Annotated in this window: 13 protein-coding genes; 9 read left to right on the top strand and 4 right to left on the bottom strand. The window is 35.9% G+C overall.

Annotated features, from left to right (window positions below; all coding sequences use genetic code 11):
* Positions 1-13: 13 nt before the first annotated feature.
* The 5 genes from QMO11_RS04145 (at position 14) to QMO11_RS04125 (ending at position 5,814) form a co-directional block, all read left to right on the top strand.
* The gene (locus QMO11_RS04145; protein WP_282036161.1) at positions 14-880 is read left to right on the top strand and encodes a peptidylprolyl isomerase; all 867 of its coding nucleotides are present in this window, start codon (positions 14-16) and stop codon (positions 878-880) included.
* A gap of 3 nt (positions 881-883) precedes the next feature.
* Entirely contained in the window at positions 884-1,690 is an 807-nt protein-coding gene (locus QMO11_RS04140) for a peptidylprolyl isomerase (RefSeq protein WP_282036160.1), read from the top strand.
* 6 nt (positions 1,691-1,696) lie between these two features.
* Complete coding sequence (locus tag QMO11_RS04135; protein WP_282036159.1) at positions 1,697-3,004, top strand: peptidylprolyl isomerase; 1,308 nt, start codon at positions 1,697-1,699, stop codon at positions 3,002-3,004.
* Positions 3,005-3,084: 80 nt separating this feature from the next.
* On the top strand, positions 3,085-4,104 hold the full coding sequence (pheS, locus tag QMO11_RS04130) for a phenylalanine--tRNA ligase subunit alpha (protein ID WP_075603239.1): 1,020 nt from the start codon (positions 3,085-3,087) through the stop codon (positions 4,102-4,104).
* 108 nt (positions 4,105-4,212) lie between these two features.
* Complete coding sequence (locus QMO11_RS04125) at positions 4,213-5,814, top strand: cation:proton antiporter family protein (RefSeq protein ID WP_282036158.1); 1,602 nt, start codon at positions 4,213-4,215, stop codon at positions 5,812-5,814.
* Positions 5,815-5,928: 114 nt separating this feature from the next.
* Here the strand turns inward: QMO11_RS04125 and QMO11_RS04120 are convergent, their stop codons facing one another.
* Positions 5,929-6,342 carry an OsmC family protein gene (locus tag QMO11_RS04120; protein WP_282036157.1) on the bottom strand — a complete coding sequence of 138 codons (414 nt, stop codon included), beginning with the start codon at positions 6,340-6,342 and terminating at the stop codon, positions 5,929-5,931.
* Positions 6,343-6,578: 236 nt separating this feature from the next.
* Here QMO11_RS04120 and QMO11_RS04115 point away from each other — a divergent pair, with 236 nt between their 5' ends.
* The 4 genes from QMO11_RS04115 to QMO11_RS04100 all read left to right on the top strand — a co-directional run bounded on the left by QMO11_RS04115 (position 6,579) and on the right by QMO11_RS04100 (position 10,450).
* Positions 6,579-7,286, top strand: a complete 708-nt coding sequence (locus QMO11_RS04115) for a Crp/Fnr family transcriptional regulator (RefSeq protein WP_075603242.1) — start codon at positions 6,579-6,581, stop codon at positions 7,284-7,286.
* 126 nt (positions 7,287-7,412) lie between these two features.
* Positions 7,413-8,669 (top strand): peptidase U32 family protein, encoded by a 1,257-nt coding sequence (locus QMO11_RS04110; RefSeq protein WP_282036156.1) that lies wholly within the window; start codon positions 7,413-7,415, stop codon positions 8,667-8,669.
* Positions 8,670-8,955: 286 nt separating this feature from the next.
* A complete protein-coding gene (locus QMO11_RS04105) occupies positions 8,956-9,750 on the top strand; it encodes a DUF2797 domain-containing protein (protein WP_282036155.1) in 795 nt (264 codons plus the stop codon).
* 37 nt (positions 9,751-9,787) lie between these two features.
* Positions 9,788-10,450, top strand: a complete 663-nt coding sequence (locus QMO11_RS04100) for a potassium channel family protein (protein WP_282036154.1) — start codon at positions 9,788-9,790, stop codon at positions 10,448-10,450.
* A 261-nt stretch (positions 10,451-10,711) separates the two neighbouring features.
* On the opposite strand, the gene QMO11_RS04095 is transcribed toward QMO11_RS04100, so the two are convergent.
* The 3 genes from QMO11_RS04095 to QMO11_RS04085 form a co-directional block, all read right to left on the bottom strand.
* Positions 10,712-11,962 carry a hypothetical protein gene (locus QMO11_RS04095; protein ID WP_282036153.1) on the bottom strand — a complete coding sequence of 417 codons (1,251 nt, stop codon included), beginning with the start codon at positions 11,960-11,962 and terminating at the stop codon, positions 10,712-10,714.
* A gap of 78 nt (positions 11,963-12,040) precedes the next feature.
* Positions 12,041-12,781, bottom strand: coding sequence for a DUF6261 family protein (locus tag QMO11_RS04090; RefSeq protein ID WP_282036152.1), 741 nt, complete (start codon positions 12,779-12,781; stop codon positions 12,041-12,043).
* 710 nt (positions 12,782-13,491) lie between these two features.
* The gene (locus QMO11_RS04085) at positions 13,492-16,911 is read right to left on the bottom strand and encodes an efflux RND transporter permease subunit (protein ID WP_282036151.1); all 3,420 of its coding nucleotides are present in this window, start codon (positions 16,909-16,911) and stop codon (positions 13,492-13,494) included.
* Positions 16,912-16,917 lie beyond the last annotated feature (6 nt).

Below are 16,917 nucleotides of genomic sequence, written 5' to 3'. Positions count from 1 at the left end.
AGATTAAAATATTATGAAAAAATTATTATCCATCTTACTACTAATTAGTGCTATATCTCTTGTGGGTTGCGCTGAAAAAGGTAATGAGCCAATTGTGCTGATAAAAACTAAATTTGGTAACATGAAGGTGCGCCTTTTTAATGGTACCCCAGCACACCGCGATAATTTTTTAAAGTTGGTAGATGAGGGAATTATTGATAGCACACTTTTTCATAGAGTTATTGATGGATTTATGATTCAAGGTGGAGACCCTGATTCAAAAAATGCAAAACAAGGAGCCCCTCTTGGGAAAGGTGGTCCGGGTTATACCATTCCTGCGGAGATTGATTATCCAAAGCATTTTCATAAAAAGGGGGCTTTGTCAGCAGCACGACAAGGTGATAGAGTAAATCCAGAGAAACGTTCTTCAGGTTCGCAGTTTTACATTGTGCAAGGTGAAATTATTGAAGATGATGAGTTGGTACAAATTGAAAATAGAGGAAAAGATCAACAACGCAGAAAAATATTTAACGAGTTGTTAGAACAGTATAACGATAGTTTAGATGCTTTACAGCGTGCAAACAAGCAGGCTGAGGTAATGCAATTGCAGCAAAAAATTATGGCTGAGGTAAATGTTATTTACGAGCAACAAACTCCTTATGAAATGCCAAGCGAGGTGAAGGAAGCTTATAAAACCATTGGTGGTACGCCTCGTTTAGACGACAGTTATACTGTATTTGGCCAGCTTATTGAAGATAAAACGCTTTTTGAAAAGGTACAATCTCTGTTTGGTAAGAAATTCGGTTTCGAAGTATTGGATGCTATTGCCGCTCAAGAATGCGATGGTCGCGATAGGCCAATAGAAGATATTCAAATGCGCGTAAAAGTTTTAAAAAGATAGTTTATGCAGTCCTCTTATCTCAAGGTATTTCTTTTTTGTGCTTCATTATTTATTATTTCAAAGCTTGAGGCACAAAGTAAGTCCGTTGTAATTTCAACCAATTTGGGCGAAATTAAAATTATGCTTTACGACGATACGCCTAAGCATCGCAATAGCTTTATTCAGCTTGCCAAAGAGGGGCACTACGATGGAACTTTATTCTACAGAGTAGTTAAAAACTTTGTGATTCAAGGCGGTTCTTCCGATTCTAAAAATGCGCCAGCTGGCAAACACATTGGGTATGGAAGTTCTAAATTAACCATTGATTCAGAGTTTCAAGAAAATAGAATACATAAAAAGGGAGCGATTTGTGCACCGCGTCAACCTGAAGATATCAACCATTTTAAGATGTCGGATATCAGTCAGTTTTACATTGTGCAAGGAAAAGTATACAGCAATGAGGAGTTAGATTTATTGGAGAAGGCAACCAATAATCCAATAAAAATTGCACTCAAGAAAAAGTACTATCTACCTGTTAAAGATTCCTTGGCAGTTCTTAAAAAGACCGATCCAAAAGCCTTTAATGCGCTGTTGCGCGATGTGAAAGAGAAAATTGCTTTTGATTACGCTGTCTCTAACAAGCTTGAATTTACCGATGAGCAACGAAAAAATTATACAAGTATAGGTGGTTTACCTGAGTTAGATGGTGATTATACTGTTTTTGGCGAAGTAGTTTCGGGTATGTCTGTCATCAATAAAATTGCGGCTCTTAAAGTGGATAAAAACAACCGACCTTTGCAAGATGTTAAATTGGTAATTCTTACAAATTAAATGCTGATGCGAAATCTCCTTGTTGTATTAATCATTCTTCTTTGTGGATTGTCATCTTGTAAACAATCTTCAAATAACTCAAGTACCATATCAAAAGACGAGAGAAGTATTCCGAAGGGTTCCTTCCAAAAGAATATAAAAGGAGTAGTTGAGGTAGAAACCTACGATCATTATGGGAGACTGCTGAAGCAAGGATATGGTTTTTATATAAGCTCAAAAACTTTGGTTACCAATCTTAGCCTAGTAAAAGGGAGTTTTAATGTAAAGGTTGCCATATCCGGATCGGATGAGTTGGTTCCCGTAGCGGGATATTTAGCTTATGATATCAATGCTGATTTGGTCATTCTAAAAACACATACCGAGAATCTTCGCTATCTAAAATTAAATAAGGCTATTAAAGATATACCCGATAGCATAAAAGGTTTATATCGACAAAATAAAAAGATTTATGCTCCGAAGCTTGCTGTAAAAGAGCGTGTGGTAACGGATTCATTAAGCTATCTAAATCTCGACAGGGCCTTAAAAGATGGCATACCTGCATTTACTTATTTACACCATGTTGTTGGTATAACGCAGTACATTAAATCAAAAGAGGGTGATTATTCACGCTTAATTCCGATATCTGAGGTTCTAAAATTGCAGAAAAAACAGGCGAAGCAACCAACTTCGGTTTACGAATTAAGAGCTAAAACCAATAAAATATATCCATCCTATAAAAAGATTAAAGGTTTTAATATAGAAACTACCATGGGTAATATTGGTATTAAACTGTATAACGAAACACCTATTTTCAGAGATAATTTTATAAAATTGGTTTCCGATAATTTTTACGATAGTCTATTAATACATCGAGTATTAAAGAATTTTTTAATTCAAACGGGAGCTGCAGATAGTAAATATGCTAGTAAGGATGATTTAGTTGGCTGGCAAGGTCCGGGTTATAATTTGCCTACTAAAATTGCTAAAACCCGATTTCATAAAAGGGGTGCCATAGCAGCTTCAAAGATGCCTGCAGAGCGCAATAAACATAACCGAAGCGATGGTTCGCAGTTTTATATAATAGGCGGTAGAACCTTTACTGATGATGAACTGAACGATATTGAAAAAGAAAAGGGTTTTAAGTTTTCATCGGAGCAAAGGCATATTTATAAAACACAAGGAGGCGCTCCTTATTTAGATGGCGATTATGTGGTTTTTGCCGAGGTAACCTCCGGTATGCATGTGGTTGATAAAATTGCATCAGTTGAAACTGATGCGGTGGATAGACCTTATAATGATATTAGAATAAAAACCATTCATATAGTACTTCAATAATCATGAATCAATTATGGATTGTTAATTGATAATTAATGATTAAATTTGCACCTCAAATTCACGAATAAAATTCAGCAATAATGCTCGATAAGATAAAAGCGCTACAAGACGAAATAAAGAAAATCACGGTTCAGTCTGCTGACGAAGCAGAACACCTTAGAATTAAATACCTAAGTAAAAAAGGAAAGATTTCTGAATTGGTTAACGAATTCAGAACAATTCCGAATGAACAAAAACGTGAAGTAGGTCAGGTATTAAATAAAATGAAGGCTGAAGCTACTGACTTTATAAATAACCTTAAAGCTGAATTTGCCAACACAAAAACTGATGAGAAAAGTGAAGATTTTACGCTTCCTGGATCATTAATGAAGTTAGGTAGTCGTCATCCATTGTCGATTGTTCGTAACGAGATTGTTGATATTTTCGCACGCTTAGGGTTTAATGTTGCTGAAGGTCCTGAAATTGAAGATGATTTTCATGTATTTACCGCATTAAATTTTCCAGAGGAGCATCCTGCACGTGATATGCAAGATACTTTCTTCATTGAAAAAGATCCGGATGTACTATTGCGTACGCATACTTCATCGGTTCAGGTTCGTGTAATGGAGAAGCAACGTCCGCCAATCCGTAGCATCTTCCCAGGTCGTGTATTTCGTAACGAAGCTATTTCAGCTCGTGCACACTGTATTTTTCACCAAGTGGAAGGTTTATACATTGATGAGAATGTATCCTTTGCCGATTTAAAGCAAACCTTATTATATTTTGCCAAAGAAATGTTTGGTGAAAAAACTGAGATTCGTTTACGCCCATCTTATTTCCCGTTTACTGAGCCATCTGCAGAGATGGATATTTCATGTACACTTTGTGGTGGTAAAGGATGTAATGTTTGTAAATACACTGGTTGGGTAGAAATTTTAGGTTGTGGTATGGTAGATCCGCATGTACTTGAATACTCAAATATTGATAGTGAAAAGTATACAGGTTTTGCCTTTGGTATGGGTATTGAGCGTATTACAATGCTAAAATATCAAATTAAAGATATTCGTTTATTCTTTGAGAATGACGTTAGGTTTGTAGAGCAGTTTAAATCTGCTTTATAAATCAATTATAAGCGTATTAGTAAGCCGGTAACATGTATTTGTTGTCGGCTTTTTTATTGGATACAGTTAAGCGCTGTTGTATATTTGACATAACAATAAATAAAAAGTATGGCATTAGATTCAATTTGGTTAGGTATTGCGTTTGCGTTAGGTTATGTTTTTAAAAGAATAAACCTCCCCCCTATGCTTGGTTTCTTGTTATCAGGTTTTGTATTAAACGCCACCAATGCTGAGCATAGTGAGTTGCTAGAGGGCATTGCCGATATTGGTGTTTTGTTATTGCTTTATACCATTGGATTAAAAATAAATATAAAAACGCTAGCTGAGAAAGCCATTTTCGGAGGAACATTGCTTTCTACAAGCATATCGGTAGTGGTAAGTTTTGGTTTTATTTGGCTTATATCCCTGGTAGGGTTACCATTGTTTACCGATCTTACTTTAGCTCAAATTTCAATTATTGCATTTGCTCTTAGTTTCTCAAGTACTGTATTTGTAATTAAAATACTAGAAGAACGAGGTAACCTAAACTCCTCCGAAGGGAAAGCGGCAGTAGGCATATTGGTGATTCAAGATATATTGGCCGTTCTGTTTATTACCATTGCTTCTAAAAAGGTTCCTTCGCCTTATGCATTATTGCTCTTGTTACTGCCATTTCTACGCCCTTTATTATTGCGTATACTAAAAAAGAGTGGGCATGGTGAAATGCTTACATTGTTTGGTTTTTTAATGGCTCTTGTTGGTGCTGAGCTATTCGAATTAGTCGGCTTAAAGCCTGATTTAGGAGCGCTTATATTTGGGATAATCATCTCCAACAATGAAAAATCAAATGAGCTAGCGAAGAATTTGCTCCACTTCAAAGATTTCTTCTTGATTGCATTTTTCTTAGGAATTGGTTTTAACGGAATTCCAACTATTGATACTGTAGTGGCAGCAGTAATAATTAGTGTATTGTTGTGGGCAAAACCTTTAATATATCATTTCTCATTTACACGGTTTTCATTTCCATCTCACTCCTCATTTTTTGCATCCGTAAGTTTAACCAACTATTCTGAGTTTGCTTTAATTGTAGCAGCATTTGCCACTAAAGCGGGTTTAATAACCAGTGATTGGGTTCTGGTTATTGCATTAATAATTAGTATCTCTTTTATCGTATCCTCGTTATTAAACGGAAGGGCACACTTGCTATTCGAAAAGTACAAAGAGCATATTAATAAGTGGGGATCGTCGAAGGAAGAAAATGAAGAGATCATTCGTGTGGATATTTCAAAACGTGAGGTGTTAATTATTGGGATGGGAACCGTTGGTACCAATATTTACGACCAACTAAATAAAGTATACCCCAACAAAATTGTGGGTCTTGATTCTGATCCAAAAAGAATTCAATTGCATGAAAAGGCCATTAGAAATGTAGCCCTTCACGATGCAACCGATATTAAGTTTTGGGATTCAATACCACCCAATCAGATCCATACAGTTGTTTTGGCTTTACCCGATTTCCAAAATAATATATTTGCCATCAAACGATTGATTAGTTTGGATAGATCCATTGATATATATGCAACCGCACGTTACTCTGATGAGGTTGAAATGCTAAGAGATGCCGGAGCACAGCATGTATTTACATTGTTTGAAGAGGTAGGTAAAGGTATGGCTAACGAAATTCTTCGAAAATCTAACAATACGCTAGAATTTGAAATAGGAGCCAATTAATTTCTCATTAATGTGTTAGAGATATAGTCAGAAGTCAGCATGCACAATTTTCTATTAGTAATTATAAGTACAATATTCTGCCCTTCAGACTCCTCACTCCTGACTGAAAACTGCTTAATTTACCTTAATTTTAAAATGAACAGGAATGGCCAATTGGTATAGAGCAGAAACCCCACAATATTGTTCTTCCGATAATTTTACTGCACGTTCTAACTTTGCCATTGGTAAGTCCTCACCTATAAAGTGGTAAATAACTGTCATCTCCTTGTAGTATTTAGGATCTTCATCTGTTAGTTCACCTTCTACAGATATGGTTAAATCATCGAACTTAACGCGCATTTTTTTAAGCATCGATGTAATATCCATACCAGTACAACCTGCCAAAGCCAAAAGCATTAAAGGCTTAGGTCTGTGGCCTGAATTATCACCGCCATGTTCTTCGCCTGCATCTATCCTAATTGAATGACCACCAACGTTTGATTCGAAGGCCATATTCTTAATCCATTTTAAATCTACTGTTGTTTTCATAGTTATTATGTATTGTTTTAGTTAATTTCACACCAAGTGCATGAAATAGATTTAAGATAATATTGCGGTTTAATAAATAATTCTTTTATAGAATATGACAAAAGCTAGACTATATTATCTTTATTTATATCTTTGTCACTTTAAAAGTGATTATTTTTAATTCGAAATAGCATTATAGTCTAATTTTGAATAATTTATAAACAATCCATTTCGGATATTAACAATAAGAGCAGGGAATGAAGAATGTTCAAAGTGTTCCTTACAATGAGCCTATAAGCATACAAGAGTTCGAAATTTTTAAAGGACTTACTGAATCACAAATTGAAAGTGTGAGTCAGAGTATGGTTGCAACTCTTCATAAAAGAGGCGGAACAATTTACCATGAGGGAAGTAGAATTAACGGTACCTTTTTAGTTGTTCAGGGAATTCTAAAGATATTTAAGACGGGGTTTGACGGTAAAGAACAAATTATCCGTTTTGCTAAGAAAGGAGATCTTATAGGATACCGATCTGTTATCAGTGATGAATTAGCTTGTAGTACTTCAAAGGTGATACAAGATGTTGTTTTAATATACTTGCCAGGCGAAGTTCTGGAGAACTTATTAAACGACAATGCTAAATTCTCAATGACTTTAATGAAGCTTACTTGTAAAGAGTTAGCCGAATCCAATAAGTTTTTAACTGATATTGCACAAAAAACAGTAAGAGAGCGATTAGCTGAAGTATTACTATTGTTAATGGATACTTTTGAATTGGATGATGAGAATACCTTACAAATTTCGTTAACTCGCGAAGAGTTGGCAAATATGGTGGGTACAGCAACAGAGTCAGTTATCCGACTTTTATCTGAGTTTAAATCTGATAAGCTGATTGAACTGAATGGAAGGAAAATTAAACTTTTAAACATACCTAAACTTATTAAGATTGGTAATGTTTACGTATAGTAGAAGATTAAAAAATTAAATATAAATAGGGTTTTCTTTTAAAGGAGACCCTTTTTTTATGTCATTTAGAATTTAAATAGCTAGTTAATAGCTAATTTTGTGGCATATAAAAAGCGATAACATATAATGAAGAGGGAAGATTTTGAAATAATGGCACCTGTAGGATCGTACGAATCTTTACAAGCAGCCATTCAGGGGGGAGCAAATTCAGTATATTTTGGAATTGAAGGCTTAAATATGCGCTCGCGCTCCTCAAATAATTTTACAGTTGACGATTTGCGCGAGATTGCTAAAATTGCGCATGCTGAGAATGTAAAAACCTACCTTACTGTTAATACGGTTCTTTATGATCAAGATTTAGACTTGATGCGCAAGATTATTCTTGCTGCAAAAGAAGCCAATTTATCTGCAATTATTGCATCTGATGTATCTGCTATTTCCTTTGCCAGAGAAATTGATATTGAAGTACACCTTAGTACGCAGCTTAATATTTCTAATGTTGAGGCATTGAAGTTTTATGCTCAATTTGCCGATGTTGTTGTATTGGCTCGTGAATTAAATATGGACCAGGTGGCGCATATTTACAGAGAAATTCAGGTGCAGCAAATAAAAGGCCCTAATGGCGAATTGGTGCGCATAGAAATGTTTAGTCATGGTGCTTTATGTATGGCTGTATCAGGTAAATGTTATTTAAGCTTACACAATACCGACTCCTCAGCCAATAGAGGGGCTTGCCTACAAACTTGCCGTAGAAGCTATATTGTAACCGACAAAGAAACGGGTCAGGAACTTGAGGTGGATAACGAATATATTATGTCGCCAAAGGATCTTAAAACCATTCATTTTTTAAACAAGATGGTTGACTCGGGCGTGCGTGTATTTAAAATTGAAGGTAGAGCCAGAGGTCCTGAGTATGTGCATACTGTTTGTAATGCTTATAACGAAGCCCTTGATGCTATTTTAGAAGGCACTTTCACACAAGATAAAATTGACGCCTGGGATAATGAACTTAAAACAGTTTTCAATAGAGGTTTTTGGGATGGTTATTACCTGGGACAAAAGTTAGGCGAATGGAGCCATAATTATGGCAATAGAGCTACTAAGCGAAAAATGATCATTGGAAAGGGAACCAACTACTTCCCAAAAATTAATGTAGCTGAGTTTTTAATGGAGAGCCAAGAGCTTGAAGTTGGCGACGATATATTAATTACCGGGCCTACCACTGGTGTGATAAAAATGAAGGTTGAAGAGATTAGAGTTGACCTAAAACCTGTTCTGAAAACGGTTAAAGGCGAACGCTTTTCAATAGTGGTACCAGAAAAAGTACGACGTTCGGATAAGTTGTATAAATTAGTAGATGCGCACGCAGGATTAAACCAATAATATTATAATTGGAAGCTTGCGCTGAGCGCCTGGGAAATGGCCTCTTTACAAAAAGCTTTTGTTTTGGTTAAAGCTTTAGTAAAACCAAGAAGTTGAGAGCTTCGCTCGAAAATCACTTGGCTGCACTTAAGCTTTAAATAGATAAAAAAGTTATTTGTAAAGCAGCCTTGATTTTGCTTACTTTCTTTCATCAAGTAAAGAAAAGTAAGTAGGGCCTACCTGCCGGTAGGCAGGTTTGGGTTGAAGACCCAATGTGTAATATTATTTACGACAACATTATTAGAATATGTTATATAAAGGAAACTTAGAAAAGATGATCTCTGAAAATAATTCAGAGGTTGTATACACGCTCCCAGTAGGTGATGATAGAATTGATCTTAACCCATTTATTGGTAAAAACATTCAACTTACTTTTTTAGATCAGATAAACTGCGTTGCCTGCGGTAAGAAAACCAATAAATCGTTTTCGCAAGGCTTTTGTTACAATTGCTTTCAAAGCTCGCCAATGGCAAGTGAGTGTATATTACGACCAGATCAGTGCAAAGCACACTTAGGCGTTTCGCGCGATATGGAATGGAGTAAAACACATTGTTTGCAGCCACATATTGTATACTTGGCAGTATCGTCTAACTTAAAAGTAGGTATCACTCGTCAATCGCAAATTCCAACACGTTGGATTGATCAGGGTGCGAGTGCAGCCATTATATTGGCAACCGTTCCGAATAGACATATTGCTGGTACCATAGAAAAGTATTTGATGCAATATTACAGCGATAAAACCAGTTGGCAAGCTATGCTAAAAGGTACATCGGCCGAAGTTGATTTAGTGGCTGAAAAGAAAGTTGCCGCAAGTAAGTTACCTGTTGAATTACAACAATATATTCAGAAAGAGGATTTATTAACTCAAATTAATTTTCCGGTAAGTGCTTATCCCGATAAGGTAAAGAGTGATAGTTTTGATAAATCTAAAACCGTATCAGGCGTATTAAAAGGGATCAAAGGTCAGTATTTGATTTTTGAGGACAATACGGTACTTAATGTGAGAAAGCACCGAGGATATTTAGTTGAAGTTAGTTTGTAAGTTAAGCCTATACTTAATCAATATAATTCTATCAATTATGAAGAAAGTAATTAAAAAGTTTATCAACAATCAGTTATTGGGAAATACCATTCTGTTTGTGATTATTTTGTGTTTAATTATTTCTTCGCAGTTATTCTCGAACTATCCAACGGGGCAAGGCATTAACAGAGTTATATTTAATGTGTTAATTGTTACTAGTTTATTATCTATCAAGCAAGGCTTTAACAAGCTTTTTACTTTTGCACTTATTACGGTTATTAGTATAGAAGTAATTAGTTATATCATTAATATACCTTACCTGGAGTTTATTTCCGAAGGGCTTAAAATATTATTCTTCGCCAATATTGTTTATTTATTATTTAGGCAAGTGGCCAGTAGTAAACGTGTTGATAACCGGGTGATTTTAGAGGCCATAAATGTTTATTTATTATTTGCCATAATAGGGAGTTTGTTTGCTGCTATTATTTACATGGGTAATAATAATGCATTTCTGTTTAATACCATTGATAACCCGAATTACTCCGATTTCTTTTATTTTGCCACAATAACAGTTACCACAATTGGTTATGGCGATATTACGCCAGTTACCAACTCGGCGCAGTTGTTAACTATGATATTAGGCTTGGGCGGACAGTTATATATTACGCTTGTTTTAGCTATGTTAGTGGGTAAATATTTGAGTGCACCGTCGAAAAAATAAGGACATAAAAAAAGGGATTTCAACCGTTGTTGAATCCCTTTTCTTTAACCTAAACCCTAATCTATGAAAAAAAACTTCTTATGTCTGTTTTATGCGGATTTTTATAAAATTGGAATGCCTTAGAGACATTCCAATCTATAACCTAAACCCTAACCTATGAAAAAACTCTCATGCTCTTCGTATAGGAATATTGCAAAGCATGTGCCAAAAATATCTTACAATGTGTTTTTAGACTTTGTTAACACATGAAACTACTTTAAGCTATACTGCACAACTTGCTAGCATTTGTTTAAACTCTTGTTTTTGAACTTGGTCAGCGTTGCTTCCTCTACTAATATATTCGCTTAAACCATCGAGGTTGGCTAGTTGTAGGGTTTCTACATCAAAGGCTTTGTTTTTTAATTCGGATAGTTCGCCCAGGCCTGCTTCATTAAATAGTTCTAGTAGCTGTGGATATTGGTTTTCGGGCATATTAACAAAGGTGCTGAGTCGGTCAATTTTCCAGTAACTAATATCGTGTTTTCCCAAACCACTAATTTGCTTTAATTTATCACCTTCGGGTGTTGAGTTGTGTGTAATAAACAAAAATGTTTTGCATATCAGTTTATCCTCAATAACATCCATTACCATGTAGCCCACTATTACACCGTGTAGTTTGTAGGGTAGCAATAAATATTGTTTATAGGCTAATATTGATTTAATTTTTACCGTGTTTTCCCATAAAGCATAATGCAGCGCTTCGGTACTAAGTAGGTTCAGTCGCTCTTTTAATCGCCGTAAGGCATGTGCTTGAATGTGCAAGCTTAATGAATCATGTTTTGTTTGATGTGTAGCAGGCAGTACGGTATTGCAAACCTCTATCCACCTGAAACCAATTGTGAAATCGGGCGAGCCTAATTGAAATATAGGGCGATAGTTACCATTTATACCAACGTAGCTTTTTTTGGCATTTACACCAGATAGTTCGGTTATTACATCTAATGCCGGATTATCTTTAAAGATGGCTGCAATTCTAACGTTTATTGCTATATATTTTGTGCTTGGTATACTCATTTGTAAAGTAACCCGAACTAACATTAATACATAGCGTTCAAAGAATTGTCTGTAGAATTTTTTTTCCAAATCTTTAAATTTGTCTATCTCGGGGTTGTTTCTATCCCCCGTTTCGCGGGCTATTCGTTTTTGCATACCTATGGAATAAGTATACAATATTATAATATCGAAAATGGTTGCATTTCGGTCAGCAACATCTAATTTTTCTTTTAATAGTTTAAAGCGTATTAGTTTGTTTATTTTTTTTAATTCTACCTGAGTGAGTAAATGGTTACAAGATTCGGCAGGTAATAGCTTGGGTAAATTATAGAACATATGGTGTAACTCGCTGGACTTAAATTTTGCATAACACGTTACTAGTTTAGCATCATTTAAAGCAAAGCGAAGGCTACTCAGATATCGTTTATAGGCGCTGGGGCCGTTGTATGTTGTAGTTTTCTTTTTTCTTTTTCGTGCCATGGTAAAAAAGGATCAAAGGTTTTTGGGTATCATAAAGGGCACCAACTCATAAGAGTTAATGCCCATTAGTAGTGTAATTTAGTTTGAGATTTCTTCTGCCTTGCGGGTTGCTTTGGCTTTTAGTAGGGCATCTTGCTCAATAATATATTTATTGATGCCTTTTAGTGTATTGTAACAAGCTTCGTCTTTATTTAGGTTGGATAAACCCTCTAAAACATTAAGCCACATTACAAAATCGCCCTGAATGGCTTTGCGTAAATCGCGTACCTTGGGGCTTTGCTTATTGCCATTTTTGGTACGTTCAATGTTGTAGTTTTTAAAGGCTCCGGCTGAGCCTTCGAGCCTGTTGACATCGGCAGTAAGCTCTAGGGTTTCAAAGTGAGCTTTATTTTCAGGTGTTGCCCAAGCAGCAATAACCCTATCGAGCTGTGCAGTTTGTGCATCAAGCGAAAGCCTATCTAAATTAATATCGAAAGTATCGAATACACTAAGCAGAGTAATAGCCGCATTTTTTTTTGCTGCATCGCGATTAATCGCATTACTTTGAAGCATCACCTTTAGGTAGGCATAATCATCATCGCGCTGCGCGTCGAGCTCACTCCTATCAGAGTAATTTACTTCTTTACTCAATACAGCATTAAGTGTAGTCATGTTTTCTATGATGGGTGCCAGTGCTACTGGTATTACATGCTCGGGTGCAAAATTTTGCTGCTGAGCCACTTTTATACTATCTGAAATAAGAATATAAAAGCTGTCGTTTGTTAAAGCTGGATAGTTTACTGATTCTCTGTGGATTTTTGTAAATTCAGTTGTTGACATAATTCAAGTTGAGTTTATTTATGATTATTGATTTATTGTTTAAGCAAATAGCATAAAGCCTCGTAGATGGCTTGCTTAAAAATTAGACTATCTGCTACAAAGTTGATTATGGCTTGCTATTTTTCAGCAAGGCGTATTTTAAAGTAAAAGTATGTTGCTTAAAATAAGCATGGCTAATATTGGCTTGTTTGTTCCTTGCTTATAAATTAAATGTATATAAACAGCCCGGGATACACGATTTAAATTTTAAGCAAGCTATAATCAGCTTCGGGTGGCTAAATAATATTTTTAAGCAAACACTTTTTCTAATTAAAATACGGTTTTGGAATGGAGGGATAAGTTGCTATTAGCGTAATAGCTATCCCTTAATGGGTCGTTGGCTTAACCAACAAATGGCACGTTTAAAAACAAAACCAAGGTTGTGAAATAAGATTTTATAAATACTTGTGGGTAGATTCATTTAGGCTTGGTACTGGGTTGTTTGTTTAATTTTACTATTATCTAAAATATTGATTTTGATTAATATATCCAATAGTTTGGGAGGATTAGTTATAAACAATAGCGTATAACACAGCTGTGGCATGTGCTACAAATACAGTGTTTTTAGGGCTTACTAAGGCTCTAGTGTTTATTGCAGAGAATCGGTTTTACACCATAAAAAAAGGCCGCTTCAATTAAGAAACGGCCTTGTTATATAGCGATGTAATAACTTACATATCTGCCTCTGTTTTTGGCTTGGCTACTTTATTTCGAACTTTAACAGCTACTAAAAACATAACCGGAGACATAATTAAGGTTAACACTGTTGAGGTGGTTAAACCAAAAATTACGGTCCATGCCATTGGCGACCAGAAATCGGCATTATCGCCACCAAAATAGACGTGTGGATTTAACTCAGAAAGTAAGCCAGAAAAATCGAAGTTAAAACCTGTTGCCAAAGGAATCAAACCTAATACCGTAGTAATTGCCGTAAGTAACACTGGACGTAAACGTGTTTTACCACCTTGTACAATACACTCCATTTCTTCAGCAATAGGTAAGCGCTCAAATTCTTTTAAGCCCAATTCTTTTTTACGATCCTTTCTTAGAATATCAATGTAATCGATGAGTACAATACCATTATTTACAACAATACCTGCAAGGGATACAATCCCTACCCCTGTCATCAGAATCACAAAGTCCATCTGAAAGGTTCCCAATCCAAAAAATACACCAATGGTACTTAAAAGCACGGTACCCAATATGATAAATGGCTTAACAGCAGAGTTAAATTGCGTAATTAATATCATGGCAATTAAAGCAACCGCAAGAAGCAGTGCACCCACCAAGAAATCAGAAGTTTCTTTTTGGCTCTCTTGCTCTCCGGTCATTTTCCATTTATAACCAACAGGCATTTCGTACGATTTTAAAATTTCGCGGATACGCTCATTAATGGTATTGGCATTAAAACCTTCGTTGATGTTTGAGTAAATAGTAATTACCCTATTGTTATCGATACGATTAATTTTTTCGTAGGTAGTGCTGTATTTATAATCGGCAACCGACGAAATAGGCAAGAAATAAGGTGTACCATTTTGCTCAATTCTCATTTTAAGATTCAATAAATGACTGGTACTATTTCTGTACTTCTCATCTAAACGAACCATAATATCAAATTCGTCTTCGTTCTCCTTATACTTATCCACGTTGCTACCATAAACGGCAGTTCTAATGGTACCTGCAATCATTTGAGTTGATAAACCTACCCTACGTGCCTTTTCACGGTCAATTTCAAGCAGCATCTCTGGCTTATTCGGATTCAGATCAATCTGAAGCTTTTCGATACCCGGGATTTTATCATCGTTAATTACACGAATCATATCCTCAGTAGTAGTTAATAGCTCTTGAAATTTGTCTCCTGAAACCTCAATGTTAATAGGTTTACCAACCGGAGGTCCTTCATCTTCTTTCTCAATAAATATTTTAACGCCTAAATAGCCCTGAAATGCATCGGTTAATTCGCGCATTATTTCGGTGGTACTAATACCAAGTCTGTCTTCGTAATCAACAAAAGTAATAGTAGTTAATGCTTTGTTTGGCGATCGATCTGCTTCAAACATTCCGCCTTTACCCTTACCAATGGTTAAACCTACCGATTTAATGATTGGCTCGTATTTACCTATTACCTCGTACATCTTGTTTTCAACGTCTACCATAATGGATTCGGTAACATCTAAATCGGTTCCCAAAGGTAACTCGGCAGTAATGTAAATGGTTTTAGGCTGACTGCTAGGGAAAAATATGGTATTTGTACCCGCAGCACCATAAAACATGATAGAAAATATGAATAGTAAAACAGAAGATACAAGAAGTATTACCGATGTTTTTTTACCCAAAGCTTTACGTAAACTGTTTTCGTACATGCTTTCCATTTTAGGAATTCCTTTTCCTTGAAACCATACGGCAAATGGTTTAACAGCAAATACATTGATGGTAGTTATTAGTAGAGGGATGATAAATATATTACCCCAAAGCATGCTTCCACCTATATAAAACAATACTCCAATAGCACCAAGAATTCCCACAATGATGAAGGTTTTTTTGCGGTTTTTCTTTTCAGTGATGTCTTCAATTTTCATGAATTGTGCAGCAAACACAGGGTTTAATACCAAGGCTACAAATAGCGACGATGCCAACACAATGATAAGCGTAATAGGCATATAGCTCATAAAGTCGCCCACAATACCCGGCCACATTAGCAATGGTAAAAAGGCTGCTAAAGTAGTTGCTGTTGATGATATAATAGGAATGGCAATTTCGCTGGTACCTCTTTTAATGGCTTCTAACTTTGAGAATCCTTCCTCGTGTAAACGATACGAGTTTTCAACCACCACAATGGCATTATCAACCAACATACCAAGGGCCAATAATAAACCAAATAAAATCATGGTATTAATGGTGTATCCCATGGCTGAAAGTACATAGAATGAGATAAACATTGACATAGGGATAGCCAAACCTGAGAAGATGGCATTGCGGATACCCATAAAGATGTAAAGCACCAAAATAACCAATAGCATTCCCATAAGGATACTATTTTCGAGATTACTAATCTGCGATTTTATACTGGTTGATTGGTCATCGGTAATTACAATATTTAAATCTTGCGGAAGCTGACGGGCTTCTTGTTTCTCTCTAATAATGCGGTAAATATCATCGGTAGCATCCAATAAGTTTTCGCCACTTCGTTTTACAATAGAAAGTGTTACCACTGGTTTACGATCTAATACCGAGATAGAAGATTTCTCTTCGAATCCATCAACCACTTCGGCCACATCTTTAATGTATCTGATATTTCCATCTTTGGCACTCACAATGGTATTGCGAATTTGCTCCATCGATTTATAATCAGCCTGCGTTGTAATAGATCTGCGTGTACCATCTACCTTAAGCTCTCCGGCTCCAAGGGTGATGTTCTCCGCCAATAGGGCTTGCTCCACATCGTAGAAAGTTAAATCCATTGATTCCAATAAAAACGGATCAACATTAATTTGAATTTCACGCTCATCAACCCCTACTATATCTGCTTCTCTAATGGATCTTAATGCTTCAAAATCGTCTTGTAAATCCTCCGCAAATTTCTTCAGTGCGTAAATAGAGTAATCTCCCGAAAGGTTAATATTTAAGATAGGGAATTCTGAAAAGTCGATATCATCAACGGTAGGTTCCTTTTCTAAATTATCAGGTAATTCTGATTTTGCTTTATCAACGTTATCCTTAACATCCTGTAAAGCTTGTTTTACTTCAACATCGGTTTCAAACTCAACAATAATTAAACTGTAATCCTGAAACGATGCCGATGACATTTTCTTTACGCCATTTAAACCCTTTAGCTCCTTTTCTATAGGGCGCGTAATAAGGTTTTCCATGTCGGAAGGACTATTACCGGGGTGAACGGTATTCACCATTATGTACGGTATCACTACCTCTGGAAATAACTCACGTTCCATTCCTCTATACGAACTAATACCTGCAACAAGCAGAAAGAAAGTTAGTATGTAAATGGTGTTTTTATTATTAAGCGCAGCAAGGGTTGGCTTAAACTTCCGATAGCCTTTGTTTTCTGTGCCTAGTTCTTTTTCTTGACTCATTATTTA

The organism is Saccharicrinis aurantiacus (assembly GCF_947489045.1).
GTDB lineage: Bacteria > Bacteroidota > Bacteroidia > Bacteroidales > Marinilabiliaceae > Saccharicrinis > Saccharicrinis aurantiacus.
The sequence above is the reverse complement of the archived record's forward strand: the minus strand, read 5'-3'. Positions and strand labels throughout refer to the sequence as shown.

What these genes read in the sequence shown, in the direction of transcription:
- QMO11_RS04145 (WP_282036161.1), top strand. Translation starts at nt 14, where the DNA reads ATGAAAAAATTATTATCCATCTTACTACTAATTAGTGCTATATCTCTT.
- QMO11_RS04140 (WP_282036160.1), top strand. Translation starts at nt 884, where the DNA reads ATGCAGTCCTCTTATCTCAAGGTATTTCTTTTTTGTGCTTCATTATTT.
- QMO11_RS04135 (WP_282036159.1), top strand. Translation starts at nt 1,697, where the DNA reads ATGCGAAATCTCCTTGTTGTATTAATCATTCTTCTTTGTGGATTGTCA.
- pheS (WP_075603239.1), top strand. Translation starts at nt 3,085, where the DNA reads ATGCTCGATAAGATAAAAGCGCTACAAGACGAAATAAAGAAAATCACG.
- QMO11_RS04125 (WP_282036158.1), top strand. Translation starts at nt 4,213, where the DNA reads ATGGCATTAGATTCAATTTGGTTAGGTATTGCGTTTGCGTTAGGTTAT.
- QMO11_RS04120 (WP_282036157.1), bottom strand. Translation starts at nt 6,342, where the DNA reads ATGAAAACAACAGTAGATTTAAAATGGATTAAGAATATGGCCTTCGAA.
- QMO11_RS04115 (WP_075603242.1), top strand. Translation starts at nt 6,579, where the DNA reads ATGAAGAATGTTCAAAGTGTTCCTTACAATGAGCCTATAAGCATACAA.
- QMO11_RS04110 (WP_282036156.1), top strand. Translation starts at nt 7,413, where the DNA reads ATGAAGAGGGAAGATTTTGAAATAATGGCACCTGTAGGATCGTACGAA.
- QMO11_RS04105 (WP_282036155.1), top strand. Translation starts at nt 8,956, where the DNA reads ATGTTATATAAAGGAAACTTAGAAAAGATGATCTCTGAAAATAATTCA.
- QMO11_RS04100 (WP_282036154.1), top strand. Translation starts at nt 9,788, where the DNA reads ATGAAGAAAGTAATTAAAAAGTTTATCAACAATCAGTTATTGGGAAAT.
- QMO11_RS04095 (WP_282036153.1), bottom strand. Translation starts at nt 11,962, where the DNA reads ATGGCACGAAAAAGAAAAAAGAAAACTACAACATACAACGGCCCCAGC.
- QMO11_RS04090 (WP_282036152.1), bottom strand. Translation starts at nt 12,781, where the DNA reads ATGTCAACAACTGAATTTACAAAAATCCACAGAGAATCAGTAAACTAT.
- QMO11_RS04085 (WP_282036151.1), bottom strand. Translation starts at nt 16,911, where the DNA reads ATGAGTCAAGAAAAAGAACTAGGCACAGAAAACAAAGGCTATCGGAAG.